15 protein-coding genes are annotated in these 13654 nt (G+C 68.8%); 5 read left to right on the top strand and 10 right to left on the bottom strand.

Annotated elements, in window-relative coordinates:
- Window positions 1–127: 127 nt before the first annotated feature.
- Together U4Y91_RS27260 and U4Y91_RS27255 are read left to right on the top strand one after the other, a co-directional pair.
- Window positions 128–1765 carry a CHAD domain-containing protein gene (locus tag U4Y91_RS27260; RefSeq protein WP_321807693.1) on the top strand — a complete coding sequence of 546 codons (1638 nt, stop codon included), beginning with the start codon at window positions 128–130 and terminating at the stop codon, window positions 1763–1765.
- Window positions 1766–1813: 48 nt separating this feature from the next.
- Complete coding sequence (locus tag U4Y91_RS27255) at window positions 1814–2659, top strand: TOBE domain-containing protein (protein WP_321807692.1); 846 nt, start codon at window positions 1814–1816, stop codon at window positions 2657–2659.
- Window positions 2660–2859: 200 nt separating this feature from the next.
- On the opposite strand, the gene U4Y91_RS27250 is transcribed toward U4Y91_RS27255, so the two are convergent.
- The 4 genes from U4Y91_RS27250 to U4Y91_RS27235 form a co-directional block, all read right to left on the bottom strand.
- Window positions 2860–3561 (bottom strand): sulfate/molybdate ABC transporter ATP-binding protein, encoded by a 702-nt coding sequence (locus tag U4Y91_RS27250; protein ID WP_321807691.1) that lies wholly within the window; start codon window positions 3559–3561, stop codon window positions 2860–2862.
- Window positions 3562–3667: 106 nt separating this feature from the next.
- On the bottom strand, window positions 3668–4348 hold the full coding sequence (gene modB, locus U4Y91_RS27245; RefSeq protein ID WP_321807747.1) for a molybdate ABC transporter permease subunit: 681 nt from the start codon (window positions 4346–4348) through the stop codon (window positions 3668–3670).
- Between the two features lie 10 nt (window positions 4349–4358).
- Window positions 4359–5156 carry a molybdate ABC transporter substrate-binding protein gene (gene modA / locus U4Y91_RS27240; RefSeq protein WP_321807690.1) on the bottom strand — a complete coding sequence of 266 codons (798 nt, stop codon included), beginning with the start codon at window positions 5154–5156 and terminating at the stop codon, window positions 4359–4361.
- Window positions 5157–5292: 136 nt separating this feature from the next.
- Window positions 5293–5991 carry a phosphatase PAP2 family protein gene (locus U4Y91_RS27235; RefSeq protein WP_321807689.1) on the bottom strand — a complete coding sequence of 233 codons (699 nt, stop codon included), beginning with the start codon at window positions 5989–5991 and terminating at the stop codon, window positions 5293–5295.
- A 248-nt stretch (window positions 5992–6239) separates the two neighbouring features.
- Between U4Y91_RS27235 and U4Y91_RS27230 the strand changes: the two genes are divergently transcribed.
- Window positions 6240–7349 carry a PHB depolymerase family esterase gene (locus U4Y91_RS27230; protein ID WP_321807688.1) on the top strand — a complete coding sequence of 370 codons (1110 nt, stop codon included), beginning with the start codon at window positions 6240–6242 and terminating at the stop codon, window positions 7347–7349.
- 81 nt (window positions 7350–7430) lie between these two features.
- Window positions 7431–7607 carry a DUF3563 family protein gene (locus U4Y91_RS27225; RefSeq protein ID WP_006753395.1) on the top strand — a complete coding sequence of 59 codons (177 nt, stop codon included), beginning with the start codon at window positions 7431–7433 and terminating at the stop codon, window positions 7605–7607.
- A 107-nt stretch (window positions 7608–7714) separates the two neighbouring features.
- Here U4Y91_RS27225 and U4Y91_RS27220 read toward each other — a convergent pair whose 3' ends face one another.
- The 5 genes from U4Y91_RS27220 to U4Y91_RS27200 all read right to left on the bottom strand — a co-directional run bounded on the left by U4Y91_RS27220 (window position 7715) and on the right by U4Y91_RS27200 (window position 11213).
- Window positions 7715–8134, bottom strand: coding sequence for an organic hydroperoxide resistance protein (locus U4Y91_RS27220; RefSeq protein ID WP_040139352.1), 420 nt, complete (start codon window positions 8132–8134; stop codon window positions 7715–7717).
- A 154-nt stretch (window positions 8135–8288) separates the two neighbouring features.
- Window positions 8289–8741, bottom strand: a complete 453-nt coding sequence (locus U4Y91_RS27215) for a MarR family transcriptional regulator (RefSeq protein ID WP_321807687.1) — start codon at window positions 8739–8741, stop codon at window positions 8289–8291.
- 158 nt (window positions 8742–8899) lie between these two features.
- Window positions 8900–9709 carry a BPSS1780 family membrane protein gene (locus tag U4Y91_RS27210; RefSeq protein ID WP_321807686.1) on the bottom strand — a complete coding sequence of 270 codons (810 nt, stop codon included), beginning with the start codon at window positions 9707–9709 and terminating at the stop codon, window positions 8900–8902.
- Window positions 9700–10698, bottom strand: a complete 999-nt coding sequence (locus U4Y91_RS27205; protein ID WP_321807685.1) for a homoserine kinase — start codon at window positions 10696–10698, stop codon at window positions 9700–9702. The genes U4Y91_RS27210 and U4Y91_RS27205 overlap by 10 nt, the downstream gene beginning before the upstream one ends.
- 107 nt (window positions 10699–10805) lie before the next feature.
- Window positions 10806–11213 carry a hypothetical protein gene (locus U4Y91_RS27200; RefSeq protein WP_257770532.1) on the bottom strand — a complete coding sequence of 136 codons (408 nt, stop codon included), beginning with the start codon at window positions 11211–11213 and terminating at the stop codon, window positions 10806–10808.
- 140 nt (window positions 11214–11353) lie between these two features.
- Between U4Y91_RS27200 and U4Y91_RS27195 the strand changes: the two genes are divergently transcribed.
- Entirely contained in the window at window positions 11354–12880 is a 1527-nt protein-coding gene (locus U4Y91_RS27195) for an AMP nucleosidase (protein ID WP_321807684.1), read from the top strand.
- 126 nt (window positions 12881–13006) lie between these two features.
- On the opposite strand, the gene U4Y91_RS27190 is transcribed toward U4Y91_RS27195, so the two are convergent.
- Entirely contained in the window at window positions 13007–13570 is a 564-nt protein-coding gene (locus U4Y91_RS27190) for a Tautomerase enzyme (RefSeq protein WP_321807683.1), read from the bottom strand.
- Window positions 13571–13654: the final 84 nt, after the last annotated feature.

The raw sequence follows: 13654 nt of genomic DNA, 5'->3' as shown, positions 1-13654 counted from the left end.
TGCGTGACAGGGGCGACAGGGCCAGATCGTCGCCCGCGCGTATTGGCGGCGTGTACTATGGAAGCTGCTTCACGGGCGACGCCGGCACGGAGGACGTGCCGGCGATTCTTCATGTGCAGGAGCCTCCATGTCGCGTGTGCTGGAAGTCGTGTTGTGCCTGTCGCTGGAAGGTTGGCCGGTCAGCGCGGGAAGCCGGGCCCGTGGTGAGCAGCGCAACTTCGGCGCCGAACTCGTCCGTGCGTGGCGGATCTGTCCGCAGGTGCGGATGCGGCGCGGCCAGGAGCGCGTGACGATCGAGCCATGCCAGGTCGAGGAAGCCGAGCCGAGCCCCGGCGAGTGCTGGTGGACGTGGATCGAGTCGAACGCGCAAGGGCGGCGGGTCGTCGCGTCGCGCACGAAGGCATTCGCGCCCGGCGTCGTGGAGCGCGAACTGTTCGATGCCGAACACGCGGGCATTGCCGTGGCCACGCCCGCATCGGCGCCGATCGCCGATGCGGATGCGGCGCAGGCGACCGGCGAGGGCGAGGGCGACCGCGTGACGGCCGACGCCGTTGACGAAGCGGCGGTCGCCGCATCGTCCGGGCCGGCGCCGCTGCGGCTCGTCAGCGAGCGGCGGCGCGGGCGCTGGGCGGACGACAGCGGCGTGGTGGTCGAGATGACGCTCGACGACATCATTCTGCACCGTGGCATCGAACCACCGCGCCGCCAGGTCGAGCTGCGCCTCGCGGCGCCCGACTGGGAAACCGTCGCCGCGCGCACGGCCGCGCTGCGCGCGCTGTTCGCCGCCGCGCGCGAACTCAGCGGCGCATGGCCCGCGTTCGTGCAGCTCACCAGCGTGATCGATCGCGCGTGCGCGGGCGAGCCCGCCGTCGCCAGGCCGGTCAAGGCGCAACTCGTCGACCTGACCGGCATCCGCACGCAGCGGGCCGCGCTGTTCGCGCTGTCCGGCGACATCGCCGCGCAATGGCTCGGCAACGAGGGCGGCGTGCTCGATCGCGACGATCCCGAGTTCGTGCACCAGATGCGCGTCGCACTGCGCCGGCTGCGCACGCTGATGCGCTTCTTTCCACGCTTCGCGGACGAGCAATGGAAGAACACGTTCGGCGTCGACTTGCGCTGGGTCGCGTCGCTGCTCGGCACGGTGCGCGACTGGGACGTGTTCTCGACCGAAAGCCTGCCCGCGCTGATCGCGGCCGACGGCGGCAGCGCCGACTGGGACGGCACGCTCGACGCCGCGCGCGTCCAGGCGACGGCGGCGCGCGTCGAATTGCGCCAGGCGTTGCATTCGGCGCGCTATGCGCGCCTGACGCTCGGCTGGCTCGAATGGCTGAGCGCGCTCGCGCTGCCGCCGGCCGCCGGCGACGACGACACGCCGTCGCTGCGGCGCCACGCGACCAAGCGCGTGCGGCGGCTGTTCGGTCATCTGTATGCATCGCCGTCGCTCACGTCGCTCGACACGGCCGCGCGGCACCAGGTGCGGATCGACGCGAAGCGGCTGCGCTACGCGCTCGAGTTCTTCGCGTCGCTGGCCTCGCGCCGCACGCGCAACGAAACGGTCAAGACGCTCGCGCGCGTGCAGAGCGTGCTCGGCGAGGCGAACGACACGATCGTCGCGCTGCATCATCTCGAGCAACTGGCGGCGCCCGCGTACCAGCTCGGTTTCGTGCGCGGCTACGGTGCGGCGCTCGAGCAACGCGCGGCGCGCGACGCCGAGGCGCTGCTCGCGAGCCTGCGCCCGCCGAAACTCGACGGCAAGGCGCGTTGAGCGGCGCGCGCTCACTATAATGGCCACCCGTTTTCTTTCGACAGACCGATGAGCGACGCATCGCCTCCTTCCTCTTCCGCCGGGCCGCTCGAACTGGGCGGCGAACTGTGGCTGCGCGCGGGCGAGCAGACGCTCGGCGGCGCCACCCGCATCGCGCTGCTCGCGGCGATCGGTGACACCGGGTCGATCACGCGCGCGGCAAAGGCCGTCGGGCTCAGCTACAAGGCCGCGTGGGAGGCGATCGATACGATGAACAACCTGGCCGGCGAGCCGCTCGTGACGCGCTCGACGGGCGGCAAGGGCGGCGGCGGCACGACGCTGACACCGCGCGCGACGTCGCTGATCGCCGCGTTCCGCACGATCGAGCGCGAGCATCGCCGCTTCATCGACGCCGCGAGCGCGGCGGTATCCGGCTTCGACGTCGACTGGGCGCTGATCGGCCGGATCGGGATGAAGACGAGCGCGCGCAACCAGTGGTTCGGCAAGGTCGAGTCGATCGTGCGCGGCACGGTGAACGACGAGGTGACGCTCGTGCTGCCGAGCGGGCAGGCGATCGTCGCGGTGCTGACGCACGAAAGCGCCGACGCGCTCGGCCTGCAGCCGGGCGCGGATGCGTGCGCGCTCGTGAAGGCGTCGTGGGTCGTGCTGGCGATCGACGATGACGGCGGAGCCGACGCGACCTTGAAGGTGTCCGCACGCAACCAGTTGCACGGGACGGTCGAAACGGTCGCGGCGGGCGCGGTGAACAGCGAGGTGACGCTGGCGCTCGACGGTGGCGGGACGCTCACGGCCGTGGTCACGAACGAGAGTGTCGGTGCGTTGCAACTCGACGCCGGCCGGCGTGCGATCGCGCTGTTCAAGGCATCGAGCGTGATTCTCGCGGTGACGGGCTGAGCGCGCGACGGCAGCGCGCGCCGTCTCTGTCGATGACCGTGGGCGGACGCGGCGAAACCGGCGAAACCGGCGAAACCGGCGCCGCCCGACATGCACGAGGCGCCGGCTTCGATCCCGTTTTCAGCTCGTCCCAGCTTGTGCCGCCCGTGCGGCTTCTCTCAGGCTCAAACGTGGCCGCGTGGGCCACCGCCTTCGCGCGATCACGTGACGCGCGTCGGCCACTCGGCGTGCGGTGTTGCGGCCTGCACGCGTCCTTCGCTCAATTGCACGACCTGGTCGCCGAATGCGGCGACGTCGTCGGGGTCGTGCGAGATGAGCACCATCGGGATATCGAGCCGCGCCTGCAGTTCGGCGAGCTCGTGGCGCATGCGCTGGCGCAGCGCGCCGTCGAGCGCCGCGAACGGCTCGTCGAGCAGCAGGATGTGCGGCTGCGCGACCAGCGCGCGGGCAAGCGCGACGCGCTGTTTCTGCCCGCCCGACAACTGCGACGGGAATTGCCCGGCGAGCGTGTCGAGTTCGAACGCCTGCAGCCAGTACGCGACTTCGGGCGGCACCGCCTTCGCACGCGGGTTGCGCAGGCCCGGCGTGAGCCCGAACGCGATGTTCTGGCGCACGTTCAGGTGCGGAAACAGCGCATAGTCCTGGAACAGATACGCGACGCGGCGCGCACGGGTCGGCACGTCGATGCCGCGCGCGGCATCGAACAGCGTTTCGCCGTTCAGCGTGATCGTGCCTTCGTCTGGTGACAGCAAGCCGGCGATCGCCTGCAGCGTCATGCTCTTGCCGGCGCCGGACGGCCCGAACAGCACGACGCGCTGCGTGCTGGCCGTGAACGACACGTCGAGCGTGAAGCGGCGCTCGGCGTTCGCGTAGGTCTTGCGGATATCGACGGCGACGCTCATGCGGGCCTCCGTCGTGCCGCGCCGTGCGTGCGGGAAACCGCCCGCGCGACGGGACGGCGTGTTGCCGCGGCCGGTGCGGCGCAGCGGTACGGATGCGGCCGGCGCGTCATGTCGGCTGGCTGCGCCGCGCAGCACGCGACGGCACGAGCCAGCCGGTCGCGAGCAGCACGAGCACGCAGGTGATCGACGTCACCAGCACGAGGAAATTGGCCGTGCTGTCGTCGCCGGCCTGCACCGCCGCATAGATCGCGACCGACAGCGTCTGCGTGCGGCCGGGCAGGTTGCCCGCGATCATCAGCGTCGCGCCGAATTCGCCGAGCGCGCGCGCGAAAGCAAGCAGCGCACCGGCCAGGATGCCGCGTGTGGCGAGCGGCAGCGTCACGCGGAAGAACACCGCGGCTTCGCCGAGCCCGAGCGTGCGTGCCGCGCGCTCGAGATGCGGATCGACGCTTTCGAACGCGGTGCGCGCCGATTTCAGGATCAGCGGGAACGCGACGACCATCGACGCGATCACCGCGCCCTGCCACGTGAAGACGAGTTCGATGCCGAGCGTGTCGAGCCACGCGCCGAACACGCCGCGCCGGCCGAGCAGCACGAGCAGGTAATAGCCGAGCACCGTCGGCGGCAGCACGAGCGGCAGCGTCAGCAGCGAATCGACCACGTCGCGCAGCGGCGAGCGCCAGCGCGCGAGCACGAAGGCGGCGGCGACGCCGAGCACGATGTCGAGCGCGGTCGCCCAGCCGGCGACCTTCAGCGACAACAGCAGCGGTACCCAGGCGTCCTGCATCATGCTGCGCTCACTTGCCCGCAGGCTTGAAACCGAACGTCGCCAGCACGGCCTGGCCCTGCGGCGACGCGACGAAGTCGATGAACGACTGCGCCTGCGCGGCATGGCGGCTGTCCTTGACCACCGCGATCGGATAGGTGATGGCCGTCTGCGTCGGCACGGTCAGTGCGACCTTCACGCGGCCCGGCATGATCGCCGCGTCGGTGCCGAACACGAAGCCCGCGTCGACTTCGCCGCGCGCGACGTAATCGAGGCTCTGGCGCACGTTGGCGGCCAGCACGCCCTTCGCGCTGACGGCGTCCCACACGCCTGCCGCGCGCAGCGCGCCTTCGGTGTAGCGGCCGACCGGCACCGACGCCGGGTCGCCGTACGCGATGCGCTTCACGCCGGGCGCCGTCAGGTCGTTCAGGGACGTCGGCGCGGCCGCGCGGCTGTCCGCCGGCACGATCAGCACGAGCGAGTTCGCCGCGAAATCGCGGCGCGTGCCCGGCACGATGACCTTTTCGCTGACTGCGCGATCCATCGCCTTCTGGTCGGCCGAGGCGAACACGTCGGCCGGTGCGCCCTTGGCGATCTGCTGCATCAGCACGTCCGACGCGCCGAAGTTGAACAGCACCTTGGTGTCCGGATGCTGCTTCTGGTACGCATCGCCGACGGCCTTGAACGCGTTCGTCAGGCTCGCGGCCGCCGACACGACCAGCTCGTCGGCAGCGGAAGCCGGCGCGCTGAACGCGATGCCCGCGGCAAGCGCGGCGAGCGGCAGCAGGCGGAGCAGGGTGCGGCGAAGCGGGCGGACGGTCGAGCGCATGATCGGGTCGTTTGAATGGTTGGAAACCGTAATCGTAATATAGGGCGGGTTATAACGCTCGACATACCGTTCATGCGACGGCGCGCATGACAATCTTCAGACTTGAAAGGCGACCGGATGACGTGCGTGCGGCCCGTCACGCGTGCAGCAACGGCTGCGACGAATCGGTGCGCTGCAGCGACGACGGCTGCGATGCCGGCCGGTAGTTCGGATTCGCTTTCCAGCGGGCGCGGACGAACGGCCGCTCGTGCCCCGACAGCTCCAGCGCGACCCGGGTGACCCAGCGGTGCGACGGCACCGTGATGCCGTGCAGTGCGATGGTGACGAGCACGAGGCTCGCGACGACCGCCGGCACCGACCAGCGGTGCGGCACCGCGTGCCACGAGCCGGCGATGAACGCCAGCGCGGCGATCGCGCCGACGATGCAGCCGGTGATCGATTCGGACGGCGAATGCGCGTCGAGCGCGACGCGCGACACGCCGACCGCGATGCCGGCCGCGAGCCCGAGCGCGATGCCGGCGATCCGCACCGGCGTGCGCGTGCGGATCAGCGCGAGGAAGATCGCGACGGGATAGACCGACGTCGACAGCATCGCGTGGCCGCTGAATCCCGTGAAGTCCCACGCGCGGATGCCGATGCCCCAGCCGAGGAAGGCGATCTTCGTGAGCGCGACGATCCCGATCGCGGCCGCGAGCACGCCGAGCCATGCGGTCGCGCGCTGCCACGAGTAGCCGAGCGCGAGCCACACGGCGATCGTGATCGCGAGCGGCAAGGTCAGGCCGGCGCCACCGAACGCGGTGATCGTGATCCACAGGTGAGAGGACAGGTCGAACATCGGGAGGGGAACGAGCAGGGGCGGGACGAATGCTTAAATCAACGCGCGAGCCGGGAAGAACGACTACAACGGATACAAGCGGCCAAACCCCAGTATAGCGCCGCGTGTGTTCGAGGCCCGTTTTTTGCGCCGCGGGGAACTATCCACGCGCAGGAAAAATCCCAGAAACAATGTTATGGTGCATTGCACAAAGTCGAATGATGCACCCCGTGTCGTATCCCTATTTTTCCTGACTGCGAGCCCGATTGATGACCAAAAGTCTGACGAAGGTATGGCTAGGCGGCATGAAACGAATGCTGTCTCCGGCCGCCAAACGCGCAGCGCGCGATGCCCAGCGGATCGCGCGCGATACGCTCGAGGCCGCCGCATCGCCCGCCGCAACTGATCTGTCGCCGCCGCGCGAGTCGCGCGTGCGGCCGCGCGCTGCCGCATGGGCGGCCGGCGAGTGGACGCGCGGCGAGCATCCGATGGCGCCCGCGCTCGGCCGCCTGGTCCAGCAGCTCGCGTACGGCCTGTACGTCCCGCCTGGCCGCCGGCGCGGCGCGCTGCCGCTCGTCGTGATGCTGCACGGCTGCCAGCAATCGGTCGACGAGTTCGCGCAGGGCACCCGGATGAACCTGCTGGCCGACCAGTACGGTTTCGCGGTGCTGTATCCGGAGCAGTCACTGCGTGCGCATGCGCACGGCTGCTGGCACTGGTATGAAGACACCGACCGCGCGGGCCGCGGCGAGGCGGATGCGGTCGCGTCGCTCGTCGATGCGCTCGTCGACGAGCACGGCTTCGATGCATCGCGCGTCTATGTCGCCGGACTGTCGGCCGGCGCGGGCCTGGCGGGGCTGCTCGCGCTGCATCATCCGGACCGCTTCGCGGCGGTGGCGCTGCATTCGGGCCCAGCGCTCGGCGAGGCGAATTCCGGAATCAGCGCGATGGACGTGATGCGGCGCGGCCTGCGGCAGAACCCGGCCGCGGTGGTCGACACGCTGGTCGACGCCGGGGCCTATCCGGGCATGCCGGTGCTGATCGTGCAGGGCGACGGCGACCATGTCGTCGCGCCGAAGAATGCGGACCAGCTGACGGTGCAGTTCATGCGCCTGAACGGGCTCGCGGACAGCCGCGGCGCACTGCGCGGCGGCGAGCGGGTGGAGACGCGCGAGGCCGGCGCGCAGATCACCGACGTGCGTCGCGACGGCGAGTCGATCGTGCGGCTCTGTCATGTGAAAGGGCTCGATCATGCATGGGCGGGCGGCGACGAAGCGGTGCCGTTCCACGCGGCGGTCGGCCCCGATGCGAGCGCGATGATCTGGGCCTTTTTCGAACAGAATCGCCGCACTGTGGCGACCGAACGACGCACTGTCTGATCGACGCTGGCCAATGGCTAGGGTTTTCCCTATAATTCGGGAAAACCCTAGTCAAAGAACCTTTGGATTGCGAGATCGACCATGTACCTGCTGAGCCACCTCTTCCTGATGCTGACCAAGAACGCTGAAAAGGCCGCGAAAGAGCGCGCCGACGCGTACCTGTCCGAAGCAACCGACATCTATGATCTCGAATTCCGCATGCGCAAGATCGATCGCGAAGCGGCGATGAACCGTCCGTTCTCGTTCGGCTCGCGTTAAGCAGCGCAGCGCGGGCCGGCGTGTCAGCCGGTCCGGCGAATCACGCAAAAGGGCGTGTGCGGCAAGCAGCCGCACACGCCCTTTTGCATTCGACGTCGTGCGTCGCGTCAGACGACCGTCAGGCGCACCGGCACGTTGTTGCGGGTCGCGTTCGAGTACGGGCACACGTGGTGCGCCTTGTCGACCAGCGCCTGTGCATCGGCCTTGTCGAGCCCCGGCAACGACACGCGCAGTTCGATGTCGAGCCCGAAGCCGCCTGCGTCGTTCGGGCCGATGCCCACTTCCGCGGTCACTTGCGTGTCGGCCGGCAGCGTCTGCTTGTTCTGGCCCGCGACGAATTTCATCGCGCTGAGGAAACAGGCCGAGTAACCTGCGGCAAACAGCTGTTCCGGGTTCGTGCCCTCCGCACCCGTGCCGCCGAGCTCGCGCGGCGCGGCCAGCTTCACTTCCAGCCTGTTGTCGGCGGATACCGCGCGGCCGTCGCGGCCGCCCGTGCTCGTGGCGCTGGTCTTGTACAGAATGTTCATGGTGCAGCTCCTGTCGGAAGAATGGGAGGAAGCGGTCCGGTCGGACGGGGTGTCGCCGGCCACGAGGAAAATATAGAACACAAATGATTTGTGTGCAAATGAAATTTTGAAGAAAAGGCCCGGCAGTGCCGGGCCGTTTGCGATCGCGGGTTCGTCAGCCTTCGTTGGCGGCCGACAGCGCGTGGCGCAACTGCTGGAGATCCGCGCGCAACCTGACCAGGAACTCGGGCGTTTGCTGCATTGCGCAAAAGAGATCGGCGGGTACCGAGCGGGCCTTGTTCTTCAGCGCGCGGCCTTCCGCCGTCAAGTGCACGTTGACGACGCGCTCGTCGGTCGCGCTGCGCACGCGTTCGACGTAGCCGAGCGCCTCGAGCCGCTTCAGCAGCGGCGTGACGGTGGCCGGATCGAGATCGAGGCGGGCGGCAATGTCCTTTACGGCGATGTCGTCGCGCTCCCACAGCACGAGCATCGCCAGATATTGGGGATAGGTCAGCGACAGCTTGTCGAGCAGCGGCTTGTACGCCTTCGTCATCGCGTGCGATGTCGAGTAGAGCGCGAAGCACAGTTGCTCGTCGAGCGTCTGGGGCAGCGGGGGCAGGCGGTCCATGATTCGGGCGGCGCGGCGGACGCGCTAACGATTTGTACGCAAATTATTTTGCGCGCAAAAGATTCGATTGAACAGGGGTGGGGCGTGGCGCGGAGGATCCGCGCCGGGGCTGGCCGGGAGGGGATGGACGGCCGGCGGCGTGCGCCGGCCGAGCGGCATCAGCGGCCGGTGGTGGGCGTCGCGGCGCCCGGTTCCTGCACGCCGAAGCAGCCGCGATAGGTCGCGTAGAACGAGCAGTACATCATCGTGACGATGAGGATCGTCACCGGCATCATGATCGTCAGCACATAGGCGCCAGCGCCGAGCGCCTGCAGCAGCAGCGACAGGCCGAACGACGTGCCGAGCGCGACGGCGAACCACAGCAGACCGTACACGACGAATGCGCCGCGATTGCGCCAGCAGCTGACGATGCTGAAGAACAGCGCCTTGGCGGGCGGAATGTCGTGCCACGCGGTGAGCACCGGCGCGAACCAGAACAGCATCGCGACCGGCGCGTAGAGCAGCGTCGCCAGCAGCAGCGCGCCGAGCGTGCCTTGCGCGGCGAGCGTTTCCGGCGTCGGACTCGCGTCGTTCGTGGCGCCGAGCATCATCTGGAGCAGCCCGCCGCCGTCCACGAGGGACGACGCGGCGAACACCAGCACCATCAGCGCGACATAGACCACGCCGAGCACGAGCAGCCGCTGCGTCGTCGCGGTGCCGTACGAGCGGAAGCCGTCGATGAGGATCGTCGGCATCACCGGCTTGCCGGCCACCGTGTCGCGGCACGCGGCCATGAAGCCGACGGCGATGCCGGGGATGAACAAAAGCGGCAGCGCCGCGCCGATCACCGGCACCATCGACACCAGCGTGATCGCCAGCAGGTACGTGAAAAACAGCGTGATGAACGCGAGCGGGTTCCGGCGGAACAGCCAGATGCCTTGACGGAACCAGACATAGCCCGCTTTCGCGGGCACTTCGATCAGTTGCATGCGGTATGGGTCTCGGGAAGCACGGGCGTGTGGGCGATACGCTCACGCAGGATGCGTTCGAAATGACCGGGATCGTGCGGTTTGAGCATTTCGGCCGCGCGCGGCAGGTAGAAATCGTACAGGCGCGACACCCAGAAGCGGTACGCGCCCGCGCGCAGCATGTCGCTCCAGTGGCGGCGCTCCTCGGCCGTGAACGGCCGGACCGTCTGGTAGGCGCGCACCAGCGCATCGGCGCGCGCGACGTCGAGCACGCCCGTCGCGAGGTCGACGCACCAGTCGTTGACGGTGACCGCGACGTCGAACAGCCATTTGTCGCAGCCCGCGAAATAGAAATCGAAGAAGCCGCCGAGCCGTACGTCATGACCGGTGCCGGGCGCCGCGTGCGCGAACAGCACGTTGTCGCGGAACAGGTCGCAGTGGCACGGGCCGCCCGGCAGCGCCGCGTAGTCGTCCGACGAGAAGAACGCGGCCTGGTGCGCGAGTTCGTCCTCGAGCAGCGTGCGCTGCGCGTCGGAAACGAACGGGACGATCGCCGGCACGTTCTCCTGCCACCACGGCAGGCTGCGCAGGTTCGGCTGGTGACGCGAATAGTCGCGCCCCGCGAGGTGCAGGCGCGCGAGCATCTGCCCGACCTCGATGCAGTGTTCGACCCCCGGCGCGAGTTCGGCGGCGCCGTCGAGCTTCGTGACGATCGCCGCCGGCTTGCCGTGCAGCTCGCCGAACAGTGCGCCGTCGTCGCGCGGGACCGGATCCGGCACCGGCACGCCGTGGCTCGCCAGATGGCGCATCAGGTCCAGGTAGAACGGCAGCTGTTCCGCCGTCAGCTTTTCGAAGATCGTCAGGACGTACTCGCCACGCGTCGTCGTCAGGAAGAAGTTGCTGTTTTCGATGCCGGACGGAATGCCGCGGAACGCCAGCACGTCGCCCAGTTCGTAGTGGCGCATCCATTGCGCGAGATCGGAGTCGGAAACAGCGGTGAAAACGGCCATGCGAGATGCGTCTGGTCAGTTGTCGGCACGCGCGCGGCGTGCGGCGCGACAGGAGGTGAAGGGAATACCGGCGCGCCGCGTCGGGACCGACGCGGCGCGGCAGGAAATCAGTAGCGCAGGTTGACCGACGGCAGGCGCGTGATCGGGACGCCCGCGTCGTGCGGCTTCGGCGACGTGTCGAGCGTCGAGCTCATCTGGTAGCGCGTGCCGAAGTTCGACTTCACGTCGATCTCGACCGGCTTGCCGCGATCGCGATACTCGGTGACCTCGGTGCCGTTCTTGCTCTTTGCATGGAAGCTCGGCGTGCGGCGGATGTCGGCGAAGTCGACTTTCGACGTGACTTCGGCGCCCGGCCGGTTGATCTTGCGGAGATCGGGCAGGCCGGCGGCTTCGTTGGCCTCGGCCCGGGCCTGCGCGTCGGCGTCGGGCGTGCCGCCGGCGGCGTAAGCGGCGCCGGCAGCGGCAAACGTGCCCGCAAACACGGCGGCAGCGGCGACGAGAATGAGCGGCTTCATGATGAGTCTCCAGTGAACCTTCCGATTTTAGCAAATACTGCGCGCGGCCCGGCCCTCGCGTGCAAGCGGCGTGCAAGCGGGCGGCCACGAGCGTGACCGGGTTCCGTGGTAATGTCGTCCGATCAGACGAGGTGATGAAAATGAAGAACGATTTGAGCCGCCGGCATCGGGTGCTGACGCCCGAGAGCCCGCCCGTCGAAGCATTCGACGATTCCGTCGCCGCCGTCGCGCGGCTGTCGGCCATCTACGACACCAACACGGGCTTCCTGCGCGATGCCTTCGCGCGTTATCGCCGCCACGAACCGATCACCGAGCACGTGCGTGCGTGCTATCCGTTCGTGCGGATTCGTACCGACGTCAACACGCACGTCGATTCGCGCCGTTCGTACGGTTTCGTCGCGGGCCCCGGCGTGTTCGAGACGACCGTCACGCGCCCCGACCTGTTCGCGAACTACTATCGCGAGCAACTGCGCCTGCTGTCGAAGAATCACCATGTGAAGATCGAGATCGGCGTGTCGTCGCAGCCGATTCCGGTTCACTTCGCGTTTCCCGAAGGCATCCACCTCGAAGGCGAGCTCGACCGCGACCGCCTGCTCGCGATGCGCGACATCTTCGACACGCCCGACCTGTCGTACCTCGACGACCGCATCGTCAACGGCACGTTCGAGCCGGCGCCCGGCGAGCCGCATCCGCTCGCGCTGTTCACCGCCGCGCGCGTCGACTTCTCGCTGCACCGGCTGCGTCACTACACGGCGACGTCGCCCACGCACTTCCAGAACTACGTGCTCTACACGAACTACCAGTTCTACATCGACGAATTCGTGAAGCTCGGCCGCACGATGATGACGGAAAGCGACGATCCCGAGGTGCGCGCGTACCGCAGCCAGTACAGCGCGTTCGTCGAGCCGGGCGACGTCGTCACGTACAACGCGAACCTCGGCAGCGAGCCGGCCGAGGGCGCCGCGCCGCCGCGGCTGCCGCAGATGCCCGCGTATCACCTGAAGCGCGCGGACGGCAGCGGGATCACGATGGTCAACATCGGTGTCGGCCCGTCGAACGCGAAGACGATCACCGATCACATCGCGGTGCTGCGTCCGCACGCGTGGGTGATGCTCGGCCACTGCGCGGGCCTGCGCAACACGCAGCGCCTCGGCGACTACGTGCTCGCGCATGGTTACGTGCGCGAGGATCACGTGCTGGATGCTGACCTGCCGCTGTGGGTGCCGATCCCGGCGCTCGCCGAAGTGCAGCTCGCGCTCGAGCGCGGCGTGGCCGAGGTCACCCGTCTCGAAGGCGCCGAACTGAAGCGCGTGATGCGCACGGGCACGGTCGCGAGCGTCGACAACCGCAACTGGGAGCTGCGCGATCACCGCGAGCCCGTGCAGCGGCTGTCGCAGAGCCGCGCGATCGCGCTCGACATGGAAAGCGCGACGATCGCCGCGAACGGGTTCCGGTTCCGCGTGCCGTACGGCACGCTGCTGTGCGTGTCGGACAAGCCGCTGCACGGCGAGCTGAAGCTGCCGGGCATGGCCGACACGTTCTATCGCGGGCAGGTCGACCAGCATCTGCAGATCGGCGTGAAGGCGATGGAGATCCTGCGCACGAACGGGCTCGACAAGCTGCATAGCCGCAAGCTGCGAAGCTTCGCGGAAGTGGCGTTCCAGTGACGTGAACGCCGGCCCCGGCCCCGGTGACGGCGCGTGTCGCGACGTGCGGCGTACCGTCGACCGGGGCAGGTCAGCCTTCCTCCCGTCGAGCCGCGCGTTCAGTCACGATCGCGCCGCGAACCTGCGTCAGCGCGACGCCTTTGCGGCCGCTTCGTGCGATTCGCCCAGGCCCGTTTCGCACATCGAATCACGCACCGCGTCGACGATCCTGATCGCATCCGCGCGCCGCTTGGTCGCCAGCCGCTGCTCCCCGAGCGCCCGCAGGGTCGCGCCGCCGAAATACTCCATGATGTCCGGCAGGCGGCGCACCGTGCCGCGGCTGCCCCAGCAGCCGTCGTCGATCTCCGTCGGAAACACCCACACGCGCGTCGCGACGGCGTCGACCGATACGCCTTCCGCGCGTGCGACGGCGGCGGTGACGTCGGCGATCAGCGCGGCGCGCGCGGCATCCGTGTACTGTCCTTCAGGCACGGTCGGCACGATCCGGTAGACCGGTGCAGGCGCGACGGCACCGGCGCGATACACGGCCGCCGGTCGATGGACGAAGATCCACGTCACGTCGCGCACGCGCGGATCGTCGGGATCGAGTCCCTCGTGACGGATCAGCGTTCCGGTCAGGTCGTTCATCAACTGCGCCTCGGCATGCGGCGCGAGCGCGCCTTCGGGAAGGGTGACGTCGATCATCGGCATGGCGGTGTCCTGGTTCGGTGGAGACGGCGTCGCCCCGGTTCCGGCGACTTGAATCCAGTGTATGAACCGCATGCCCGCACGCGA

This window comes from Burkholderia sp. BCC1993, assembly GCF_905339865.1.
GTDB lineage: Bacteria > Pseudomonadota > Gammaproteobacteria > Burkholderiales > Burkholderiaceae > Burkholderia.
The sequence above is the reverse complement of the archived record's forward strand: the minus strand, read 5'-3'. Positions and strand labels throughout refer to the sequence as shown.

Coding starts and splice junctions, on each gene's coding strand:
- U4Y91_RS27260 (WP_321807693.1), top strand. CDS start 128: ATGTCGCGTGTGCTGGAAGTCGTGTTGTGCCTGTCGCTGGAAGGTTGG.
- U4Y91_RS27255 (WP_321807692.1), top strand. CDS start 1,814: ATGAGCGACGCATCGCCTCCTTCCTCTTCCGCCGGGCCGCTCGAACTG.
- U4Y91_RS27250 (WP_321807691.1), bottom strand. CDS start 3,561: ATGAGCGTCGCCGTCGATATCCGCAAGACCTACGCGAACGCCGAGCGC.
- modB (WP_321807747.1), bottom strand. CDS start 4,348: ATGCAGGACGCCTGGGTACCGCTGCTGTTGTCGCTGAAGGTCGCCGGC.
- modA (WP_321807690.1), bottom strand. CDS start 5,156: ATGCGCTCGACCGTCCGCCCGCTTCGCCGCACCCTGCTCCGCCTGCTG.
- U4Y91_RS27235 (WP_321807689.1), bottom strand. CDS start 5,991: ATGTTCGACCTGTCCTCTCACCTGTGGATCACGATCACCGCGTTCGGT.
- U4Y91_RS27230 (WP_321807688.1), top strand. CDS start 6,240: ATGACCAAAAGTCTGACGAAGGTATGGCTAGGCGGCATGAAACGAATG.
- U4Y91_RS27225 (WP_006753395.1), top strand. CDS start 7,431: ATGTACCTGCTGAGCCACCTCTTCCTGATGCTGACCAAGAACGCTGAA.
- U4Y91_RS27220 (WP_040139352.1), bottom strand. CDS start 8,134: ATGAACATTCTGTACAAGACCAGCGCCACGAGCACGGGCGGCCGCGAC.
- U4Y91_RS27215 (WP_321807687.1), bottom strand. CDS start 8,741: ATGGACCGCCTGCCCCCGCTGCCCCAGACGCTCGACGAGCAACTGTGC.
- U4Y91_RS27210 (WP_321807686.1), bottom strand. CDS start 9,709: ATGCAACTGATCGAAGTGCCCGCGAAAGCGGGCTATGTCTGGTTCCGT.
- U4Y91_RS27205 (WP_321807685.1), bottom strand. CDS start 10,698: ATGGCCGTTTTCACCGCTGTTTCCGACTCCGATCTCGCGCAATGGATG.
- U4Y91_RS27200 (WP_257770532.1), bottom strand. CDS start 11,213: ATGAAGCCGCTCATTCTCGTCGCCGCTGCCGCCGTGTTTGCGGGCACG.
- U4Y91_RS27195 (WP_321807684.1), top strand. CDS start 11,354: ATGAAGAACGATTTGAGCCGCCGGCATCGGGTGCTGACGCCCGAGAGC.
- U4Y91_RS27190 (WP_321807683.1), bottom strand. CDS start 13,570: ATGCCGATGATCGACGTCACCCTTCCCGAAGGCGCGCTCGCGCCGCAT.